Genomic DNA, 20657 nt, shown 5'->3' on the forward strand with positions numbered 1-20657 from the left:
CTGCGGAGCGGGCCAGGGTGCGGGGGCGCGGTCACGCCTCGCCTGCACGCCGGGCCGGCTCAGCGGCGAACGGTGAGTGGGGGACGGGGTGCGCATCCCGGCGGGTGGCGGCACACCGGGCCGGGTTTGGCGGCTGACGGCCGGTGGGGGGTGCGCATCCCGGCGGGTGGCGGCACGCCGGGCGGGAGTCGGCGGCTTGCGGCCGGTGGGGGGTGCGCATCCCGGCGGGTGGCGGCACGCCGGGCGGGAGTCGGCGGCTTGCGGCCGGTGGGGGTGCGCATCCCGGCGGGTGGCGGCACGCCGGGCGGGAGTCGGCGGCTTGCGGCCGGTGGGGGTGCGCATCCCGGCGGGTGGCGGCACGCCGGGCGGGAGTCGGCGGCTTGCGGCCGGTGGGGGGTGCGCGTTGGGTCGGTGGGTGGCAGCACACCGGGCCGGCTCAGCGGCTGCCGGCCAGCGGGTGGGCGCAATCGCGCCTCGCCTGCACGCCGGGTGGGGTTAGCGGCGAACAGTGAGTGGGGGTGGCGGGACCGCTCGCTCACGGTGAGTGGGGGTGGCGGGAGGAGCGGGAGGAGCGCGTTGGGTGGGTGGGGGCACGCCGGGCCGGCTTGGCGGCGATCGGTGGGTGGGTGGTGCGGTGCGCGTTGGGTGGGTGGGGGCACGCCGGGTGGGTTGGTGACTGGCGTCCAGTGGGTGGGTGCGATCGCTTCTCGCCTCCACGCCGGGGCGGCTTAGCGGTGAGTAGGTGGTGCGGTGCGGTGCGCGGTGGGCGGGCCCTGGGTCTCTGATTCCGGCAATTCGGGCACGGTATTGGTGAGTGGAGGGTTTGTCCCACCCCTGCTCTTCCGTGACCTGCGGTTTTGTGTCCGACCGCCGGGACAAACTCTCCACTCACCGTCACCGGGCTGGCGGGAGGGTGCGTGGTGGGGCTGGCGGGGCGCAATTGGAAGAATCGTGTCACGCCCATGCTCGCCGAGCTGCACCTTTGCCGTCCGTCCTTGGCTCCGATCCTCCAATCACTCGGCCACCGAGGCTGGTGAGACTGGTGAGGCTGGGTGACGACCTCGCCCCGCACCGCCCACCCACCGGCCGCCAGCCGCTAACCCCACCCGGCGTGCAGGCGAGGCGCGATCGCACCCCACCCGCTGGCCGTCAGCCGCTGAGCCGGCCCGGTGTGCTACCACCCACCGACCCAACGCGCACCCCCCACCGGCCGCAAGCCGCCGACTCCGCCCGGCGTGCCGCCACCCGCCGGGATGCGCACCCCCCACCGGCCGTCAGCCGCTAAGCCGGCCCGGCGTGCCGCCACCCGCCGGGGTGCGCACCCCCCACCGGCCGCAAGCCGCCGACTCCGCCCGGTGTGCCGCCACCCGCCGGGGTGCGCACCCCCCACCGGCCGCAAGCCGCCGACTCCGCCCGGCGTGCCGCCACCCGCTGGGATGCGCACCCCCCACCGGACGTCAGCCGCTAAGCCGGCCCGGTGTGCTGCCACCCGCCGGGGTGCGTACCCCCCACCGGCCGCAAGCCGCCGACTCCGCCCGGCGTGCCGCCACCCGCCGGGGTGCGCACCCCGTCCCCCACTCACCGTTCGCCGCTGAGCCGGCCCGGCGTGCAGGCGAGGCGTGACCGCGCCCCCGCACCCTGGCCCGCTCCGCAGCCGGCCCAAGGGCATGCTTGCCCCGGCCCCCGCTTTCCGGGCCGCTCGCTCGCTTCTTCCCCGTGCTGGAGCGGCCCGGGTCAAGGGTCGGCCGTAGGCCGATCGCCGAAGGCGACGCGGAGTGGAGCGAAGCGGAACGCAGCGCCCTTGACGCGGGCCGCGGAAGCACGACACTGCAAAGAAGCGAGTGGCCCCCACGGCAACCCCACCAATCGGCGGCCGGGCAGCTCACCTCTCCCCGCCCAGGCCGCAGGCAGTCGAACACCACGTCCGTCAACCGGTCCACCGGCTCCACGGACGCGTCCTGGCCACCGGCAAGCGCTTCGCTTACGACGTGGTGATGTTCGCCCGGGTCCGGGACGGCCTGATCACCTGGTCCCGCGTCTATTCCAACCCGCTCGCCGGCGCGATCGCCTTCGACTCGGCCGGCGAGTTCCTCACCGCTCTGGCCGACACCTAGCCCGCCGGCAACCCCTTGCGCGCGATCAGGAACGCCTGCGGTGTCGACTCGCCGATGTCGGTGTCCGGCTCACGCACCATCCGGGCCCGGAGTTCGAATCCGGACGCCTCCAGTAGCTCGGCCATGCGGTCGGGCTGGCGGCGGTGGAAGTCCAGGGACACCGGGTGGCCCCACGGCCGGTCCAGGTGGAGGGGGTCGTCGCCGACCTGAAAGGCCGTCAGGAGGTGGCCGCCCGGCGCCAGTACGCGGGCGAACTCGGTGAAGAGGGCGGGCAGTAGATCCACAGGGGTGTGGATGACCGAGTACCAGGCGACCACCCCGGCCAGGTCGCCGTCGGGCAGGTCCAGTTCCAGCATGGAGCCCTGCGAGAAGTGGAGGCCGGGGTGTTCGCGCCGGGCAAGTTCCACCATGCGGGGAGACAGGTCGATCCCGAAGGGCGACAGGCCCAGCGAGTCCAGGTAGGCCGTCAACAGCCCCGGCCCGCACCCGAGGTCGGCCACCCGTCCGCCCTCTCCGCCCTTCCCGATGAGCTCCGCGAAGCCGGTCAGCACCGCCCGGTCCAGCGGCCTCGCCGCCAACCCGTCGCGGAAGTGGGTGGCGTAGTCGTCGGCGATCGTGTCGTAGAAAACCCGGGTCGTGAGCAGGAAGTCGCTACCCGTACCCGTGTCCGTACCTGCACCCGTGTCCGTACCTGTGTCCGTATCCGTACCCGTCATGGCCGGGGACCCTAGCGCGCCCCACTGACAACCCACCGACTCTCGCCCCACCCCACCCCACGCAGCCCCCACCCCACCCCACGCAGCCCCCACCCCACCCCCACGCCAACCCGCAGCAGCCCCCTCACCTCACCCCCACCGACCGCAATATCCCCGTCACCCCCGCCGCCCCCAGCACCACCACCACGAACGGCGCCCTCCGCCACGCCAGCACGCCCCCCGCCAGCACCCCCGCCGGCCGCGCCGACCCCGCGAAGTCCCCGCCCTCGGTCAGCGCACCCGTCGCCAGCAGTGCGACGAGCAGGACGACCGCCGCCGCCAATGCCAGCTCCTGTACCCGGGCCGGGATCTCCACGCGCCCGTGGAGCACCGGGCCCACCAGCCGGAAGGCGTACGTGCCCACGGCCAGCGCCAGGATCACGGCGACCGTCGCGCTCATACGGCGGCACCCTTCATCCCGTACCCGTGGAGGACCAGCCCGCCCAGCGCCAGCAGCACGGGCACCCCGGCCGGGACCGCGGGCGTCACCGCGAGGGCCAGGGCCGCGCCGAGGAGGGCGGAGCGCCGTACCGCGCGGTCCGTGCGCAGGGTGGGCAGGACCAGGGCCACGAGGACGGCGGGGAAGGCGGCGTCCAGGCCGTAGCGGGCGGTGTCGCCGAGGGCGCTCCCGGCGAGTGCGCCGGCCAGCACCCCGGTGTTCCACACGGCGAACAGGCCGAGCCCGGAGACCCAGAACGCCGTCCGGCGCCGTGCGGGGTCCGGCTGGGCGAGGGCGAAGGCGACCGTCTCGTCGGTCACCAGGTGGGCGCCGGCCAGCCGGGCCAGACGCCCCCGGCCGATGATCTCGGCGACCGCCAGGCTGAAGGCGGCCGTGCGGGTGTTGAGCAGCAGCCCGGTGGCCACCGCGGCCAGCGGGCCACCCCCGGCGAGCAGTACGCCGACCGCGCTGAACTGGGCCGACCCGGCGTACACCACCAGCGACATCACCACCGGCACCCACACCGGCAGCCCGCCGGCAACGGTGACGGCACCGAAGGACACGCCGACGATGCCGCTGGCCAGCCAGACGAGGGAGCTGTCCCGGACCAGGGGCGAGTGCCATGCCGACGCCCGTGTTCGGTTTGGCGAACGCATGTTTTCTACAATGGACAGTAGCTGGCTCGTTCGTCAAACAGAACGATCGTACCGACGGAGCGAACACCATGCCTGATACCGATACCGAGACCGATAGCCATACCGATAGCCATACCGATACCCCGCCCCCACCCGCCCCACCTGCCACACCCGCCCCGCCCGCCCGGCTCCCCCTCGACTGGATCGCCGCGTCCCTGCGCCGCGAACGCACCCGCGCCGGGCTGTCCCTCTCCGAACTCGCCAAGCGGGCCGGCATCGCCAAGTCCACGCTGTCCCAGCTGGAGGGGGCCGGTGGGAATCCGAGCATGGAGACGATCTGGGCGCTGGCGGTGGCCCTCCGGGTGCCGTTCAGTGCGCTGGTGGAGCCGCCCGCGCCGGCCGTGCAGGTGATCCGGGCGGGGGAGGGGCCGACCGTGCACTCCGAGCAGTCCAGCTATCTCGCCACGCTGCTCTCGGCGAGCCCGCCGGGCGCCCGGCGTGACCTTTATTACGTGTGGCTGGAGCCCGGCACCGTGCGGGATTCCGAGCCGCACATTCCGGGGACCGTCGAACACATCGTGGTGAGCGAGGGCAGGGTGAAGGCCGGGCCGCGCGGGGAGGCGGTCGAGCTGGGGCCGGGAGACTACATGTCGTACCGGGGGGACGTGCCGCACGCGTACGAGGCGGTCACGGCCGGGACCAGGTTCGTACTGATCATGCAGCACGTGTGAACGGGAGACGAACGCCCGGGAGAGAAAAGGCAGGAGCCCCGTCGCCGGATGGCGCGGGGCTCCTTGGGTACTGCTCTCAGACTGCGATCACAGGGTTGACGATCACACAGGGGTGACGTTCTCCGCCTGCGGGCCCTTCGGGCCCTGGGTCACGTCGAAGGAGACCTGCTGGTTCTCTTCGAGCGAGCGGAAACCCGAGGCGTTGATCGCGGAGTAGTGAACGAAGACGTCGGGGCCGCCGCCTTCCTGGGCGATGAAGCCAAAGCCCTTTTCGGCGTTGAACCACTTAACGGTTCCGGTAGCCATAAGCCCTCCTTGGGCCCAAAGGGTTGCCCTGCTCCAGAACCCTGCAAGCGTGAAAGCAAGTGCCGCACAACTGCATACGTCTGAAAACGACTAGAGCCCGCGGTTACATGCTCCGCAGGCTCTGTACTGCAAGGGAAACCAAACTGCAACTTGCGGCGAGCCTAGCACGTGGGCAGCCGAAAGCAATAGAGGTCAAGATCACGTCACTCGGACGTTTGACGGCCGGATGGCCGAGTTGACGGCAGGGCCGGGGCGAGCACCGTACCCCACGGGGTCTAGTCTCGCGATGTGGACAATTCTCGCACCCGGCCGCGCGTCGGCCACATCCAGTTCCTGAACTGCCTGCCCCTCTACTGGGGGCTCGCGAGAACCGGCACCCTCCTCGACTTCGAGCTGACCAAGGACACCCCCGAGAAGCTCAGCGAGCAGCTCGTGCGGGGAGACCTCGACATCGCGCCCATCACCCTCGTGGAGTTCCTGCGCAACGCGGACGACCTGGTCGCCTTCCCCGACATCGCCGTCGGCTGCGACGGTCCGGTGATGTCCTGCGTGATCGTCTCGCAGGTCCCCCTCGAGCAGCTGGACGGCGCCCGGGTCGCCCTCGGCTCGACCTCCCGCACCTCCGTCCGCCTCGCGCAGTTGCTGCTCGACGAGCGCTACGGCGTCCAGCCCGACTACTACACCTGCCCGCCCGACCTCAGCCTGATGATGCAGGAGGCCGAGGCCGCCGTACTGATCGGCGACGCGGCGCTGCGGGCCAACCTGCACGACGGGCCGCGCTACGGGCTCGACGTGCACGACCTGGGCGAGCTGTGGAAGGAGTGGACGGGGCTGCCGTTCGTCTTCGCGGTATGGGCCGCCCGGCGGGACTACCTCGAGCGCGAACCGGACATCACCCGCAAGGTACACGAGGCCTTCCTCGCCTCCCGCAACCTCTCCCTGGAGGAGGTCGGCAAGGTCGCCGAGCAGGCGGCCCGCTGGGAGGCCTTCGACGAGGCGACCCTTGCGGAGTACTTCACCACCCTCGACTTCAGCTTCGGCGGACCGCAGCTGGCGGCGGTCGCGGAGTTCGCCCGCCGGGTGGGGCCCACGACCGGCTTCCCGGCGGACGTGAAGGTGGATCTGCTCCAGCCCTAATCACTACGCTGCTGGCAGCCAGGCGTACGGGGGAGAGGGGACGCCATGCAGCCGCTCGCGGCCGACGAACCTGCCGTCATCGGGCCCTACCGGCTGCTCGGCCGGCTCGGCGCGGGCGGGATGGGACGGGTCTACCTCGGCCGCAGCGCGGGTGGCCGCACGGTCGCGGTCAAGATCGTGCACCCGCACTTGGCGCTGGACGCGGAGTTCCGCGCGCGTTTCCGGCGCGAGATCGAGGCCGCGCGGCGGGTCGGCGGCGCCTGGACGGCGCCGGTCCTGGACGCCGACCCCGACGCGGCCGTGCCGTGGGTCGCCACGGCCTACGCGGCGGGCCCGTCCCTCGCCGCGGCGGTCGAGGCCGACGGCCCGCTGCCCGCGCCCTCGGTACGGGTGCTGGGTGCGGGCCTCGCCGAGGCGCTGACCGCCGTACACGACCTGGGCCTGGTGCACCGGGACGTCAAGCCGTCCAACGTCCTGCTGACCCTCGACGGCCCTCTGCTGATCGACTTCGGCATCGCCCGCGCCACCGACGGCACCGCGTCCCTGACCTCCTCCGGCGTCTCCGTCGGCTCGCCCGGCTACATGTCCCCCGAGCAGATCCTCGGCAAGAGCGTCACCGGCGCGGCGGACGTCTTCTCCCTCGGCGCGGTCCTGGCGTACGCGGCGACCGGCGAACCGCCCTTCCCCGGGGACTCGTCGGCCGCCCTGCTGTACAAGGTCGTCCACGAGGAACCGGAACTCGGCACGCTGGGCGGGGAACTCCGGGAGGTCACCGAGGCCTGCCTCGCGAAGGACCCCGGCCGGCGTCCCAGCCCCGCCGAACTGGCCCGGCGACTGGCCCCCGACGGCGCGGCCCGCCTGGTCGCGGGCGGATGGCTGCCGGGCCCTCTGGTCGAACAGGTCAGCCGCAGCGCCGTACAGCTGCTGAACCTGGAGGCCGCGGAGGCGGTGCAGTCCGGGCCGGTGGGGTTCAGCAGTCCCTCGGTGGGCGGGGCGTCGGGCGTCGGGGGTGGGGAGTTCGGGGCTGTGCCCGGGGTGGCCGGCGCCCCCGACCCGGTCTCCATGCCCGAGCCCCGCGACGCGCCCCCGCCGCCCTTCGAGCAGCGGCCGGGCAAGGTCTCGGTCACCATGGCGGCCACCTCCACTCCGGGCGAGGGAGGCCGCGGGCGCCGGGTGAGCTGCACGCTGGCGCTCGCCGTCGCGGGGGTGCTCGCGGGGGCGGCCGTGGGACTGGGGTTCCTGATCCGGCCGATGACCGGTGACGGTGACAACGACTCCGCCGGGGGCAGCGCCTACTCCCAGGCGCCCACCGGTACCGCCGGCGCGATCGACGGCACCGTGCCCGGTGCCGGGCCCAGCTCCGTGGGCGAGAGCGAGTCCAGCGGCGTCGCCACCCCCGTGGACGCCACCGTCCCCGCTCGCTACCTCGGCACCTGGGAGGGCCAGGCCACCGCCCTCGACGGCAACCTGGCCATCGGCACGTTCCGGATCACCGTCCACCGAGCCGGCGCCGGCGAGGAGTTGGGCCGGCTGCGGCAGACGGATCAGCTCGGCGGCGTCTGCACCGACGTACTGACCCTGAAGAAGGTGACGAGGACGCAGATCGTCGCCACGTCCGTCGGGGCCGAGGACAACCACGCCGGCTGCGACCCGGCCGCCCACACGATCCGGCTCACGCCGGTCGGGGACGACCTGAAGTACACCTCGGACAGTTCGGCGGAGGGGAACCCGGTCTCGCGGATGTCGCGGGTCAAGTAGCGGGCGGGGCCTTGCGGTCGGTGAACTTGACCAGGGCGACGATCAGCAGTGCGGCAGTCACCAGCGTGGCCAGCAGGCCCACCGCCCAGATCCACGGGTAGTGTTCGTGCACCCAGCAGGAGTGGCCCCTGCTGTAGCACTCGGAGTCCCAGTGCCGCCGGCGCCTGGGCCGGGTGGTCTCCAGGATCACCAGGGACAGCAGCCAGCAGGCGGCGAACCCGGGCAGCGCGGCGGCGGCCCAGGCCAGCGAACGGACCTTGCTAGCCTTCCACTTCATCCGGGTGAGCGGCGTGATGAAGGCGGCCAGGGCGAGCGGTACCACGGCACCGACCGTGACGGCGAAGACGTAGGCACCACCCGGCCACCCGGGCGCCACCTCGCCCCACACCCGACCGCCCCAGCTTTCTTCCGCCATGGCCAGCGGCACCACGAGCGCCACCGCGGCCAGGATCATCAGCAGGAAGAAACCGCAGCCACTCCAGTCGCGCTTCTTCGCCCGCTCCTCGGCCGACCGCCGACCCCGGTGCTCGTACCGCAGCGCGGCCGGCGCCGCCCTCCCCCGCTTCGGCTTCGCCGACCCCCCGCTCATCCCGGGATCACCACCGTCCGCAGTTCCCCGTCCCCGAGGTGCAGCATGCCCTTGCCGGGCACCACCTGCCCGCCGACCAGACTGCGGTTCAGCCGTACGCCGATGAGGTCGCCGCTGGAGGTGTCCTGGGGGGAGAGCAGGATGCCGCGGCGGCCCTTCTTGGCGTCGACCTGCCAGCCGGAGAAGCCGCTGCACACGTCCTCCTCGTCACCGGCGATGACGAGGGCGAGGCCGCGCTCGGCGCCGCGCGAGACGATCTTCTTCAGGTGGCTCTCGGCGTCGCAGTCCTCGAGGATCTCGCCGTCGTCGACGAGTACGGCGACGGGCTCCTGCGGCGTCGCCGAGTCGATGACCTCCTCGAAGTCGTCCTCGTCGATGTCGTCGCCGGTGAAGACCTTCAGGACACCTTCCGTGCCGTCGAGCCCGCGCAGCGGCGACTGGCGGGGGGCCGCGACGACCAGGCGTACGCCCTGCGCGAGGAAGGACTGGGCGAAGTTCATCAGCACCGTCGAGCGGCCGGACTTGGCCGGGCCCGCGATGACGAAGGCCGGCACGCCCTCGGCCAGGTCCGGGCCGAAGCCGACGATCTCGTCGCCGCCGATGCCCGCCAGCGCCCACAGCCGGGACCGGGAGGCCTCCGGGTCGCGCATCTCCCAGGCGTCCGGGAAGGAGATGCGGCTGGGCAGGCTGTCGACGCGGAAGGGGCGCCGGGAGCGGGGCACGGAGGCGTCCCGGGCCGTCGCCGCCTCGCCGATCGCGGCGATCGCCGCCGCCTGCCCCTGGCCGGTGGTGTCCTGTGTCAGCAGCGCGAACTGCGTCTCCGTACCGGACTCGTTGCGGAAGGCTCGGCCCGGCGGGATCTCCTCCGGGACCTTGCGGGCCGGGATGCCGAGCGTGGCGAAGTCGCTGCGGTCGGCGAGACGCAGACCGTACTTGTCCTCGGTGAGCGTGGCGATGCGGCCGACGAGCAGCGTCCGGTCGCCGGTGAGGACCAGATGGATGCCGACGCTCGCGCCCTCGCGCATCATCGTCGTCAGCTCGTCCGTCAGCGACCCGTGGTCGATCTCGCCGAGGGTGGGCACCCAGCCCTCCCACCGGTCGAGGAGTACGACGATGTGCGGCAGCCGCTCGTCCTCGGGCGCCGCGGCCCGCTGCTCGCCGATGTCGGCGTAGCCCTTCTCCGCCAACAGGTCCTGGCGCCGGGAGAGCTCACCCTTGAGCCGGTTGACCAGGCGGACCACCCGCTCGGTCTGGTTCCGGCCGACGACCGCGCCGCAGTGCGGCAGCCGGGTCAGCGCGTTCAGCGCGCCGTTGCCGCAGTCGATGCCGTACAGGTGGACGTCGGCGCAGGAGTGGGTGCGGGCCAGGGAGCCCGCGATGGTCCGCAGCACCTGGGAGCGGCCGCTGCGCGGCGCGCCGCCGATCATCAGGTGACCGAAGGCCGAGAAGTCGACCACGACCGGACGGCGGGTCTGGTCGGCCGGCAGGTCCTCCACACCGTACGGGGCGGGCGGCAGCTTGCCCGGGCCCAGGGCCGGGGCCGTCACCGGGGTCTCGATCTCGTCGAGCAGCAGCGTCTCGGAGAGCGCGGGCAGCCAGGGGCTGTGCTGGGCGGGGATGCCGAGCGTCCGGTTGGCGTCCCGGACCGCGTCCACCAGCACCTTGAGGTCGGTGATCTCCTCGTCCTCCCGCGCCTCCGCCTTCGGCTTCACCAGCGCGGCCCGGCCCAGGTCCTCCCAGGCCAGCTCGCCCACCCAGGGCGCGAGGGCCGCCGGGTCCGCCGCACCGGGGCGACGCCCACCGACGCGGCCCGACTGGAACGGCACGAGGGAGGCGTGACCGAGGCGGACGTACGCCCGGCCCGGGGTGCTCTTGGAGATGTGCCCGGCCTCCGGCGAGTCGATGACGTCCGTCGACTCGCCGCCGTCCGTCACGCGCAGGGCGATCCGGAGGTTGGTGTTGGCGCGGATCTCGGGCGACACGACACCGCTGGGCCGCTGCGTGGCGAGGAGGAGATGGATGCCGAGGGACCGGCCTCGCTGGGCGATGTTGACGAGCCCGGTCACGAAGTCGGGCAGGTCGCGCACCATGGACGCGAACTCGTCGATGACGATGAGGAGTCGGGGAACCGGCGCATGCGACGGATCCCGCCGCACGAGGTCCTGGTAGTCCTCGATGTCCTTGGCGTCGGCGGCGGCCAGGATGTGCTCGCGCCGCTTCAGCTCGGCGCCCAGCGACTCCAGGGCGCGTTCGACGAGATGGGCGTCGAGGTCGGTGACCATGCCGACGGTGTGCGGCAGCTTCACACAGTCCTTGAACGCCGAACCGCCCTTGTAGTCGACGAGGACGAAGGTCATGTTCTCCGGCGTGTTGGCCACGGCCAGCGACGCCACGATGGTCTGCAGCAGCTCCGACTTACCGGAACCGGTCGTACCGGCGATCAGACCGTGCGGACCGTCCCGCCGCATGTCGATGCCGAAGGGACCGTCGTACGACTCACCGATCACCGCCAGCGTCGACTGCCCGCCCATCCGCCACCGCGCCACGATGGCATCGCTGGTCGGCGGCTCCAGCTCCAGCACGTCCAGCAGCCGGCTGGCACCCGGCAGCGCGGAGTCCTCGGTCTCACCACTGATGTCGCGAAGGGGGGACAGGGCGCGGGCGAGGCGCAGGCACCAGGCGGGCGAGACGAAGTCGGGCCGTACGTCCTTCAGGCGCTCCGCACCGGCTTCCTCGACGCGCAGCCGCAACTCATGGCTGGTCTGGGCCTGTTCGGGCTGGGCGGCGGCGTTGGTGTGCCAGGCCTGGAAGGAGGGGAAGCCCCCCGCGACCTGCTGCTGCACGGGCTGCTGGGCGCCGGCGCTGTCGTACTCGCGCGCCTTGGGCTCGGCGACGACGAACGCCTGGCACTCGCCCGGCAGGAACCGCTCCTCGGCGTCGAGGCAGACGGCGTACATGGAGACGGCGGGCCCCTCGCGCAGCAGCCGCACCGCGCCCGGCAGGGACCGCAGCCGCCGCGACCCGTCCCACACGACGACGATGTCCGGCTCGCTGAAGGAGACGCCCTGGCCGCGGTTCTGCTCGGCGGCCTTCTTGCGGGCGTCGAGGATCTGCGTCAGCTCGCCGATGCGGGCGCCGACGGTCTCGGCGTCGGTGCCGATGAGAACGTTGACGTCCTGGCCGCCGCTGGGCCGGGCGTGCGGCAGCCACCGCACCCAGTCCCAGCTGTCCTTGGCGGTGTGCTCGCTCAGTACGTAGAACTGCACGTCCATCGGGCTGTGCAGCGCGGCGGTCTGCGCCACGGCCCACCGCCCGAGCGCCCGGGCCGAGTCACCCGGTCCCGCCATGCCGACGACGCCGAGGGCGCGCAGGGACAGAGCGACCGGGGCATCCTCGATGTACCAGGTGACCTGCCGCCGGTGGTCGTCCTGTTCGGGGTCGTCGAGGACGACTTCGGAGGGCATCCGCCCCGTACCGACACGCAGGAGCAGGTGGTCGCGGTCGGTGCGCCGCCGCTCCCACAGCCTGGTCCGGGGTCCGGTCCCGAGGGAGAGGACGGTGGCGGGATCGGGAACGGCGTTCCGCCGGTCCTGCCGCTCGGCCGTCAGGGCGTCCTGGGCGTCCTTCTCGATCCGCTCCTTCTGCTCCTTGTACTCCTTGACCTGCTTCGCATGGGACTTGCGCCCGTGCTTCTTGTCCATGAAGTAGTTGGCGAAGAGCATGATGGGGCTGAGCCCCGCCATGATCAGGTAGTACCAGCGATGGAAGATGAGCACGGACACGACCGACCCGACCAACGGCGTCAGCGCCATCAGCCAGGGCAGCGGCCGGGCCTCGTACTCCCGGGGCGGCGTCGGAAGCCGGAACTTGGTCTGCCGCTCGGGCGGACGCAGCCGGGGCGGCCGGTTGTAGTCGAGCCCGATTCCGTCCTCGGACCACTTCAGGGCGGCGTTGGGCGGGGTGTAACGGGCTAGTTCGAGAAGGGTGTTGCCGACGGCTATCTGCGCGCCGAGGGGCCACTCGTCCCCGTCGATCTTCTGGCCGTCGAGGGTGACGCCCGCCTTGTCCTGATGGACGGCGACCCGGCAGGTCCCGTCGGTTGCGACTGACAACGTCAGCGCACGGGCGTCGACTTCCGGATCGTCGATACGGACGTACGAGGCCGCCCCGCTGCCGATGTCGTACCGCCCGACCCCGAGCCGGTGCACGAACCCCGCGGCGGGCCCGCCGGCGACGCGCAACTCGACCAGCCCGGTCGGCTCACCGGGCAGACACCCGGCGGGATCCTGCAGACTGACCACGGCCCCTTCGCGCAACGGCGACCCGACGAGGGTGGCGCTCGGATCGACGGCGTACCCGTCGACGTACACCTGGGGGCTGTTGCGCATGGAGGCCGGAAGGCTCTGCCCGATGGGAATGACCTGAGCACCCCCCTGGCCCACCTGCTTGGCGAGCTCCTGGGCGATGTCCCCCACGGTGGACTCGGGATCGGCGTCGAGCACGACGTCGGCCGAGCCCCCGCCGAACGGGTCGACGACGGTCAGAGTCAGGCGCACGCTCGTCCTCCCCAGGCCTGTGGCCGTCTCCGCCATGCATTCCCCACGCATCCGCCACGCAGGTCACAGTGCAACAGTGCAAGTGACGATATCCGCTCTTCCCGAAGGCAACGAACCCTGTTACCGATCGGGGATGTGACACCTCAGGCCACCCCCGTAAGCTGCTGCCCCGAGAGTGAACAGGGAGCCACGGGGGTTGGCCCTGCGGCGTTTTGAAGAGGGAGCGGCTTCATGGCCAAGGACCTTGACGTCACATACCAGGACATGCGCGATGCTGCCAAGCATGTCGTGAAGGAGAAGGAAAAGATCCACGAGAAGCTCGACGCCCTCCGCAAGTACATCGCCAACCTCGTCGAGTCCGGCTACGTCACCAAGAGCTCCTCCAAGGCCTTCGACGAGAACTTCGACGAGTTCGTCCGCGGCGCCAAGGACACGGTCGACGGTCTGGACGGCATGGGGGACTACCTCACCAACGCGGCGGACAAGTTCGAGCAGATCGACGACGAGCTGGCGAAGGCGGCTCGGAGCAAGTAACGGCTGCCTGACGGACGTTGGAGGCGGTGCGGCGGGCTCAGGCCTGCTGCACCGCTTCGTGTTCAGGCACGGTGAAAACGCTCTGCGAGCCAAGAAAGCGACCACGAAGAGCGGGGTGACGAATGCCGCGAAGAAGCCCGGCCAGAAGGCTGTGACCAGCGCGGCGGGCGAGAGGCGGAACGAGACTCCCAGCGGCTGCGTCAGCCCCCGCGAACGCGCGGTGTGTCATGGATGGCGGATGGAAATGCACAGCAGAGCGAGGTTCACGGCCCACACGATTCCCCGCTGCAGCCAATAGAGGACGCCTTGAAGGGCTGGGGGAGTCCGGCGGCTGGGGCAACGATGAAGACGGACGCCGAACCGCTGATGAGGCACAGTCCGGCACGCGCGATCACGCCAACACCGAGGCGGTCCAGCAAGGGATCACGCTCATTCGCTGATGCTGATCCAGATGCTCCGGGCGAAGTCGTCAATCGCGTCGAAGGATGCTTCCAGGATTGCCGGGTCGTCGTAATGGCACTTGAGGAGCAGGTCGACGTCGTGTGCCGGATCGTTCCAGGCGTAGGCGACGGAAAGCATCAGTCCGCCGTCGGGACCCGTCCAACTGCGCAGGCAGCGCAGGCCCTCGCCGAAGTGGGGAGAGACGAACGGGGTGGTCTCGACGCGCTGACTTGCCGCCGCCGCCGTGGGGTCCGGTTCTGCCAACATGCTCAGGTGCAGGGCGCTGTGTTCCTCATCGCAGGCGAACTGCTTGGTGAAGAAGACCAGCGGGGCGGCCTGCGGAGGAATGGGGCCGAAAAGGAACGCCTGATCGGCTTCCACGCGGGTGTGCAGCATTGCGGCCGAGCCCTCCAGGAACTTCTTCATCTGCCGCTTCTCCCGCCAGGTGAGCTTCCGTTGGTGAAGGCGAGAACTTGCTTCGAGCTGCAGGTCCAGCCACTGCGCGAACTCCGAGCTGGTGCCGCCCAGCGGCATGTGGAACCACATGGCCGGGTTGGAGTCGGTTTTGACGATCCTCATGGGTAACTCCAGCGGAAGGTGGTCATCACGGCGTCGAAGAGTTCGACCAGGGTCTCGGTGAACTCGACGTCCATGTCAGCGGCGATCAACGTGCTGAACGAGAACGTGAGCCACTGGGCGGGGGCGCTGTGCGGTATCGGCACGGTGTACTGCACCCGCCACGACGGCACCTCGACTCCCCTGTCCGGATCGGCAAGCAGCTTCCGAAACGTGCGCACGGCCGTCGTTCCGTCGAGTTCCCGGGCCGAGGCGTCTTCGGCGCCACGAACGAGATCGTTGAGTACGGCCTCGGGATCCACATGCCCCGTAGGTGCCCCCAGTGGCTCGGAAGCGATGAAAGAGGCCGGGATGATCATCCCATGGATCCGCTCGACGGGTAGGTAGAGCGTCAGACCACTGGCTTTGCGCGCCTGCCGGACGCTCTCCTTCAGCTCCCTCATGAGCCGCAGCCGGGCTCTGGGGATGTCGTCCTTGGGGAAACCGGCAGGGAGTTGGGATACCGATTTCCCTACGATCCGATGGATGGCCTCTTTCGTTCCTTTCTGGAGCGGGATGGTGTCCCATCCGGGCGGCGGAACGATATTGAAACCCGTGGGGATGCGGATGGGTTTCGCGGAGTTCTCAGTAAGTGACACTGCGGTTCCGAATCTTCTCCGCGACCCATGTCGCGCCGACCAGCACGGTGAACAGTGGAGCTCCGACGATTCCCGGCCAGAAGGAAGTGACGAGACTGGGCAAGAGCAGAGCCCAGCCCATGGCGAGGTCACGCGTCAACAGCGGGGGCCGCTTGCTGGGCGTGGGGTTCTTGATCAGGATCCACAGGAGATGGAGCAGACACCCGGACAGGGCAACCCAGTAGATCCAGAAGAGGACCTGGCGGCCGGACTCGGGGACCAGAACCGCGATCACGATCAACGGGAAAATGGACGCCAGCGCGCCGATGATGGTCACACGCACTCTGAAATTCGCGCCGGTACCCAACTGCTCTTTGAGGGACTCAGCCATATCTCCTGCTTTTCCTGTCGCGTTTCTCGGTGTTCCCGACGGGCACCTTCGTTTTCACCAGTGAGTATCCGAAGCGGGCATCCAACCGCTCTCCTTCCATGTGTTGTAGCCGTCGTTGTACGGCTTATCGCCGGGGAGGAGATGATGTTCGGCGAGCCAGCCAACGGAGTCGCTCTTGCTCAGTGACTTGTCGACGACGTCGACGCCCATGCCGCCGTATGCGGCGAACATGGACGCGGCATAACCCGCATGTCCGATCTTGGAGGCTCCCCCGGCGACGGCGCCCGGGAAGACACCCTTGTTGGCGCGGAGCTGGCCGAACAACCCAGCCGCCTCGTCGTCCCCCAGGTGCAGCCACTTGGACACCGTGGACACCTCGGTCGCGCCCTTGGCGACCAGACCGGTGTCTCTGGAGATCTTCTTCAGGGTGTAGTTGCGAAGGTCCGAGAAGAACTTCCGGGACACATCGTCCTGGGCGTTCGCCATAGCCTTACTCAGGTCGTTCAGCATGCCCTTGTGTGACCGGAGGCCCGCCTTCAGACCAGCGGTTCGGGTGCTCTGGGCAGCTGCGCTGGTGACCTTGTTGGCGCCCTTGAGAGCGGCGAGCCCGCCTCGGCCGATTCCCATCAGCAGCAGGCCGCCGACATCGAAGGCCAGGTCGGTCCAGGATGCGTCACCTGATGCGACCAGCAAGGATCTGGTCAGGATGGTCAAGATGGCGATCCCTAGTACAAGGAAGTTCAGCACCGGAATCCAGATGGCGACGATACCGGCAATGGTCGCGACCCACCCCAGTCCGTCAAGGACGGTCTTTATCCAGTCCGCGTTGTCGTGGACCCAGCCCTTGACGTTGTCCCACCAGCTGTCCTTGATGACATCGTTCAGCTGCTCACCGATCTTGCGCGCATAATGCTCTGCGCGGTCGTCACGGTCTCCCGTGATGCGATCCAGCTGCTCCCGGTACTTCCGCAGCGGATCATGGTCCTCGCCGCTTTCCGAAGGAAGCGGAGTGTCCTTGTCGCCGGAACTGTTCTCGGCCTTCTCGGCCTCCAGCTCCTCCTGCTCCTTCTTGGCGTTGGCCAGCACCTTGTCGGCGTCGGACTGGAAGTCCTCCAGTTCGTTGGCCCAGTTCGTCAGGTGACCATGTACGTGTTCGTATCGTTCAGCGACCTCACGTAGATGCTTCTCCAGGACCTCTGACTCGTCGCGCAGCTTGCCGGCGTACTTTCCCTTGAGTTCGTTGTCGTTCTTGATGCCGCGAAGCAGTCTTGCCTGTTCACGGAGGCTCTCCGCGACCGAGACCATGTGCTTCACCTCGTCGCGGATCTCTTCTGGGTCGCCCGGCACCGGGTCGGAGTCGGCGAGCGGATGCCAGTCGCGGGGACGCGGCTTCGAGGATGCGCTCACTGCTTCTTCTTCCTCGCCTTCCGGAGCTCATTGGCGAGTTGGGCGTCCAGCCCCGTGAAGCCGTCGATGGTGGACTTCACCAGTTGCCCGACCGTTTCGACGCTCTGAAGCATTTTGGCGCGGTAGTCGTCCCAATTGTCGACGAAATCATCCATCTTGTCGGCGATTTTCCCGCTGCCCCAGTACGGCCTCATGTCATCTTTCCGATGATTGAGGTTCTTGAGCTCCTTCTGGATGCTCTTCAGCCGGGACTCCGACTCGACGAGGAGGTCGACGTTGACGATGAGGTCCGAGTCATCTGCCATGAAGGTTGATCAGCCCTCCCGTGCCGGGTCTGGGCAGGAGGCGGCAACAGCGGGCAAAGGGTGCTTCATGGTTGCTCCCCGTGTGACAAAAGTTCAGTCAAGGACAATGACGTTAGCGGTGATTCCAGGGGTCTCGCCAGGCGGAGCTTCCCGTTGGAGTGGGGTGAGTGCCGCATCAATTGGGACGAAACGTCCGTTGCGGCGGTGGAGAGCAGGCCGACCCCCAAAATCACAGCGAGAGGAGGGAAGGGACGAGGCCAGGGCGCCGATGCACACCGAGAAGCCGTACGCCCCGCCCGCCCATGCCTCGGCCGCCCACTGCCAGGTGCGTTCGCCTCGGAGACTGTCGATGGCAGCCAGCCAGGTCACCCTCGTTGTTCCAGCAGCCGCTCGTAGCGCCCCTCGGGTACCGCGTTACCTGTTGACCGCCTGCACCTCCTGCACAGTGACGTCCTGCGTGGCCCCGAACGTCCCGTCGGGCAGGTCACCGCCGGTGCCGCCACTGCCGGTCCAGCTGATCTGCCAGGTGATGGTCACCTTCAGTTCGTACGTGCCGTCGCCGGAGGAGCGCAGGTACTTGATGCCGCAGGGCGGGGTCTCGTCGGCCTTGCCCTTGGAATAGGGCTCGCCGATGGAGCCGTCGGCGTTGATGGCACACTCGCCGGATGCCGGGTAGGTCTCGGCGTCGCTGGTACCTGGTTCGAGTTTGAGGGCGATCGGTTTCGCAGTGGTCGTCGCCTGGATGTTGAGACCGCCGGCGTTGAGGGAGGCGGTCACGGAGACGTCCTTGAACTTGGCCTTGTCGAGCCAGGACCAGGTGGGGAGGTTGACCTTGGTGGTGTTCGCCGGGGCGAGCGTCACCTCGGTGGTCGGCAGTTTGACGCGGTTGTAGGCGAGCTCCGCGAGCACCTTCGGAGTGACCGCGTTGGCGACAGGCGGTGTCTCGCCGTTCTCGACCCAGAAGGGCTGCTTGTCGCAGGCTTGGGCTTCGGGCTCCATCCAGCGGTCCTCGTCAACGACGGCAACCCACCAGTTGCCCTCGTCCTCCTTGTCGAGGTTGTAGTTCTTGTACGTCCCGTCCTTGTACTCGTTACGGAACATGCCGACGGCAGCCTTCGCGTAGCTGTGCTGGCCCGGCGTGTTGATCGTGTCGTTGTACATGTCCTCGACGTACTTGGAGAACTCCTGGGCACTTCTGGGTTCGTACCAGCACGCGGGCGGGGTCCAGTTGCCCACGGGCATTACGTTTCCGCCGCCACTTTTCGTGGTGCCACCCGTGGAACCGCTGAACGTGACCCTGGAGACGATGCTGGTCCCGTCCCGCTTTCCGCCGGTCTCCGTCTTCTGGCCGTTCGATTTGCCCGGCGTGCCCCATCCGAATGCCGTGCTGGGCAGGAGCGCCAGAGCTCCAGTGGCCACTCCCACCGCGAGCCAGGAGAGCTTGAACCTCAGGGCGTGCACGCCTTGTTCCCCCGTTCCGACCGGAGCTTCGTGGTCTGCCACACGCCCTTGTCGTTCAACTCCAGACGCGTGCTGTAGAGCACGTAGGAGTCGGACGTGGCCGGCACCTTGTCGACTTTCTTGGTCTTCCGGTTCTTGTTGAACGCCTTGCTCTCGTCCGCGCAGTACGAGACGCCGGCCGACTTGTCGTCGAACACGCTGATCCTGGCCGCGTAATAACGAACCGATCCCGAGTACGTGAGGCCCGCGTCGACGATCGACTCGACCCAGTCCTGGCTGCCTGCGAGAGCCGTGGCTGTCTGATAGAACGACAGGGCCGGGGACCGGGGGTCGCCCCGCGTGACGGCGTACGTCACTGCGGTCTGGGCCCTTCCGGCGTCCGCCAGGATCGCGTCCTTCGCAGAGTCACCAGTCTTCCAGCCCTCGAAGGTTTCCTTGACATCGCTCGGCAGCGTCATGTCGGGACGGTGGTCGTCACCTGCTGATGTGCTCGGCGAGGCGGAGGCTGTCGAGTTTTCTGCACCCGCACCGGCGATCTTGTCGTTGTCCTTGGAACCGTCAGCCCCGCCGCACGCCGCCAGCAGGAGGCATGCGGTTGCGGCAAGCGCGGCAGCAACGGGCAAAGGGCGGCGCTTCACAGTGGGCTCCCCGTGAGACGTAGACGCGGTTGTGGGCAATGACGGTATCGGTGGGGCTGATGGTTCCGCCAGGCTGGCTGCGCAGTTCTCGATCGCGAACTTACGACTGGTCACCCGAGTTTCGCGCTCTGCGCCGTCACCACCACCTCGGGCAGCTGGGCGTCGCTGGGGGTGGCCTTGGCGATGGCGATGCCGTTCACGGAGCAGTAGACGCCGATGACGTCGGCGTTGCGGACGACCTCGGTGTGCATGGTGTGGCTGGCACCCCGGAAGGACATCGTGGAGTGTTCGGCGGCGAGGGAGCCGTACACCGTCGTGCCGCCGTTCACCCGAGTTCTCCTTTGCGGTTCTGTCGCGTGGGGGCAGAGCGAACAGAGCACGTTACTAGTCCAGCAACCCCCGTAACACGTGAGACAGCTCCGGCAACCGTGCCCCCGCCGCCTGCGTCCGGGCCACCGCTCTGACGTACGCCGCCGGCCGGGGCCGTCAACTGTTGGGCAGGGGCTGCCGCAGTAGGTAAGTGTGGAGATCACTGCGGGGTTCCTCGGTCTCGACGCGCAGCCAGGATCCGTCCCGGAAGCGGATCAGTACCATCCGCGTTTCGAACTCACCGAAGAACGGGTCGACAAGGGTTGCCTCCGTGGCGGGAAGACGGGCGACGATCTGCATGCGCTTCACGCGTCCCACGGTGACGCGCTGCGGCGGAGCCGCCAGAACGATCCCGTCCTGGGTCGCGAGGATCAACCGCTGGTGGTGAGTGGAGTGGCTGTACCAACGCAACAGGAACTGACCGGCGTTGCCGTGCCAGTTCCCGTCGAAGACCCGGTCGAGGCCTCGCTCGGCAATGGTGGCGTCCCGGCGCTTGTCGCCCTCGTCCTGGACCCGCAACCGCTCCTTCTCGTCCTCGGTGGCAAGAGACCGCTTGACCGCTTCCTCCGCATTGGACAGAAGGGTCAGCAACATGAGGAGGGGCATGAACGGCACGGCGAGGACCGCTCCGGCCATGCCCAGTGGGCGCAGCCTTCCGGGGCGGAGCCGGGGAGTACCGGCGGCATGGAGGACATCCGCGGGGGGCTGCGGGATCTTGCCGATCGTGCACCATGCACCCGCTTCGGCGTGGATGCCGAGCCGTTGGGTTGCCCCACGCTGCTTGCCCCTGGATGTCACGTCAAGACTCTCCTTCGCCGCCGCGAAACAGGACCGGTGTGTCGGGAGCGTATCCGGCGCTGGGCGCACGTTGATGTCGGAGCGGCATGCCTCCGGCTAC

At 69.5% G+C, this 20657-nt stretch carries 20 protein-coding genes; 5 read left to right on the forward strand and 15 right to left on the reverse strand.

Annotated features, from left to right (window positions below; all coding sequences use genetic code 11):
- Nucleotides 1-1841 precede the first annotated feature (1841 nt).
- Entirely contained in the window at nucleotides 1842-2114 is a 273-nt protein-coding gene (locus tag ACIBBH_RS28865) for a nuclear transport factor 2 family protein (protein WP_399409535.1), read from the forward strand.
- On the opposite strand, the gene ACIBBH_RS28870 is transcribed toward ACIBBH_RS28865, so the two are convergent.
- From ACIBBH_RS28870 to ACIBBH_RS28880, 3 genes are all read right to left on the reverse strand, one after another.
- Nucleotides 2111-2830 carry a class I SAM-dependent DNA methyltransferase gene (locus tag ACIBBH_RS28870; protein WP_399409537.1) on the reverse strand — a complete coding sequence of 240 codons (720 nt, stop codon included), beginning with the start codon at nucleotides 2828-2830 and terminating at the stop codon, nucleotides 2111-2113. The two genes, ACIBBH_RS28865 and ACIBBH_RS28870, sit on opposite strands and share 4 nt — an antisense overlap.
- Before the next feature lie 124 nt (nucleotides 2831-2954).
- The gene (locus ACIBBH_RS28875) at nucleotides 2955-3269 is read right to left on the reverse strand and encodes an AzlD domain-containing protein (protein ID WP_399409539.1); all 315 of its coding nucleotides are present in this window, start codon (nucleotides 3267-3269) and stop codon (nucleotides 2955-2957) included.
- Nucleotides 3266-3964 (reverse strand): AzlC family ABC transporter permease, encoded by a 699-nt coding sequence (locus ACIBBH_RS28880; RefSeq protein WP_399409541.1) that lies wholly within the window; start codon nucleotides 3962-3964, stop codon nucleotides 3266-3268. The genes ACIBBH_RS28875 and ACIBBH_RS28880 overlap by 4 nt, the downstream gene beginning before the upstream one ends.
- Nucleotides 3965-4032: 68 nt before the next feature.
- Here ACIBBH_RS28880 and ACIBBH_RS28885 point away from each other — a divergent pair, with 68 nt between their 5' ends.
- Nucleotides 4033-4674 carry a helix-turn-helix domain-containing protein gene (locus tag ACIBBH_RS28885; RefSeq protein ID WP_399409543.1) on the forward strand — a complete coding sequence of 214 codons (642 nt, stop codon included), beginning with the start codon at nucleotides 4033-4035 and terminating at the stop codon, nucleotides 4672-4674.
- A gap of 102 nt (nucleotides 4675-4776) precedes the next feature.
- Here the strand turns inward: ACIBBH_RS28885 and ACIBBH_RS28890 are convergent, their stop codons facing one another.
- Nucleotides 4777-4980 carry a cold-shock protein gene (locus ACIBBH_RS28890; protein WP_003992177.1) on the reverse strand — a complete coding sequence of 68 codons (204 nt, stop codon included), beginning with the start codon at nucleotides 4978-4980 and terminating at the stop codon, nucleotides 4777-4779.
- Between the two features lie 288 nt (nucleotides 4981-5268).
- Here ACIBBH_RS28890 and ACIBBH_RS28895 point away from each other — a divergent pair, with 288 nt between their 5' ends.
- Both ACIBBH_RS28895 and ACIBBH_RS28900 read left to right on the forward strand, forming a co-directional pair.
- Complete coding sequence (locus tag ACIBBH_RS28895; RefSeq protein WP_399409545.1) at nucleotides 5269-6117, forward strand: menaquinone biosynthetic enzyme MqnA/MqnD family protein; 849 nt, start codon at nucleotides 5269-5271, stop codon at nucleotides 6115-6117.
- A 45-nt stretch (nucleotides 6118-6162) separates the two neighbouring features.
- The gene (locus tag ACIBBH_RS28900; RefSeq protein WP_399409547.1) at nucleotides 6163-7875 is read left to right on the forward strand and encodes a serine/threonine-protein kinase; all 1713 of its coding nucleotides are present in this window, start codon (nucleotides 6163-6165) and stop codon (nucleotides 7873-7875) included.
- Here the strand turns inward: ACIBBH_RS28900 and ACIBBH_RS28905 are convergent.
- Together ACIBBH_RS28905 and ACIBBH_RS28910 are read right to left on the reverse strand one after the other, a co-directional pair.
- Nucleotides 7868-8464: a hypothetical protein gene (locus ACIBBH_RS28905; RefSeq protein ID WP_399409549.1), complete on the reverse strand. Its 597-nt coding sequence runs from the start codon at nucleotides 8462-8464 to the stop codon at nucleotides 7868-7870. The two genes, ACIBBH_RS28900 and ACIBBH_RS28905, sit on opposite strands and share 8 nt — an antisense overlap.
- Nucleotides 8461-13020, reverse strand: a complete 4560-nt coding sequence (locus ACIBBH_RS28910; protein ID WP_399409551.1) for an FtsK/SpoIIIE domain-containing protein — start codon at nucleotides 13018-13020, stop codon at nucleotides 8461-8463. Before ACIBBH_RS28910 ends, ACIBBH_RS28905 begins: the two co-directional genes overlap by 4 nt.
- Nucleotides 13021-13251: 231 nt before the next feature.
- Between ACIBBH_RS28910 and ACIBBH_RS28915 the strand changes: the two genes are divergently transcribed.
- Nucleotides 13252-13554, forward strand: a complete 303-nt coding sequence (locus ACIBBH_RS28915; protein WP_399409553.1) for a WXG100 family type VII secretion target — start codon at nucleotides 13252-13254, stop codon at nucleotides 13552-13554.
- Between the two features lie 429 nt (nucleotides 13555-13983).
- On the opposite strand, the gene ACIBBH_RS28920 is transcribed toward ACIBBH_RS28915, so the two are convergent.
- From ACIBBH_RS28920 to ACIBBH_RS28960, 9 genes are all read right to left on the reverse strand, one after another.
- On the reverse strand, nucleotides 13984-14541 hold the full coding sequence (locus ACIBBH_RS28920; protein ID WP_399409555.1) for a hypothetical protein: 558 nt from the start codon (nucleotides 14539-14541) through the stop codon (nucleotides 13984-13986).
- Nucleotides 14542-14570: 29 nt separating this feature from the next.
- Nucleotides 14571-15209 (reverse strand): hypothetical protein, encoded by a 639-nt coding sequence (locus ACIBBH_RS28925; RefSeq protein WP_399409557.1) that lies wholly within the window; start codon nucleotides 15207-15209, stop codon nucleotides 14571-14573.
- Nucleotides 15196-15579, reverse strand: coding sequence for a hypothetical protein (locus tag ACIBBH_RS28930; protein WP_399409559.1), 384 nt, complete (start codon nucleotides 15577-15579; stop codon nucleotides 15196-15198). Before ACIBBH_RS28930 ends, ACIBBH_RS28925 begins: the two co-directional genes overlap by 14 nt.
- A gap of 54 nt (nucleotides 15580-15633) precedes the next feature.
- Nucleotides 15634-16986, reverse strand: coding sequence for a putative T7SS-secreted protein (locus ACIBBH_RS28935; RefSeq protein ID WP_399409560.1), 1353 nt, complete (start codon nucleotides 16984-16986; stop codon nucleotides 15634-15636).
- Entirely contained in the window at nucleotides 16983-17291 is a 309-nt protein-coding gene (locus tag ACIBBH_RS28940; RefSeq protein ID WP_399409562.1) for a hypothetical protein, read from the reverse strand. The genes ACIBBH_RS28935 and ACIBBH_RS28940 overlap by 4 nt, the downstream gene beginning before the upstream one ends.
- Before the next feature lie 414 nt (nucleotides 17292-17705).
- Nucleotides 17706-18743: a hypothetical protein gene (locus ACIBBH_RS28945; RefSeq protein ID WP_399409780.1), complete on the reverse strand. Its 1038-nt coding sequence runs from the start codon at nucleotides 18741-18743 to the stop codon at nucleotides 17706-17708.
- Nucleotides 18740-19390 (reverse strand): hypothetical protein, encoded by a 651-nt coding sequence (locus ACIBBH_RS28950; RefSeq protein WP_399409564.1) that lies wholly within the window; start codon nucleotides 19388-19390, stop codon nucleotides 18740-18742. Before ACIBBH_RS28950 ends, ACIBBH_RS28945 begins: the two co-directional genes overlap by 4 nt.
- Before the next feature lie 110 nt (nucleotides 19391-19500).
- A complete protein-coding gene (locus ACIBBH_RS28955; protein WP_399409566.1) occupies nucleotides 19501-19719 on the reverse strand; it encodes a hypothetical protein in 219 nt (72 codons plus the stop codon).
- Nucleotides 19720-19876: 157 nt separating this feature from the next.
- Nucleotides 19877-20557: a hypothetical protein gene (locus tag ACIBBH_RS28960; RefSeq protein ID WP_399409568.1), complete on the reverse strand. Its 681-nt coding sequence runs from the start codon at nucleotides 20555-20557 to the stop codon at nucleotides 19877-19879.
- Between the last annotated feature and the right edge of the window lie 100 nt (nucleotides 20558-20657).

Source organism: Streptomyces sp. NPDC051636, from assembly GCF_044453765.1.
GTDB lineage: Bacteria > Actinomycetota > Actinomycetes > Streptomycetales > Streptomycetaceae > Streptomyces.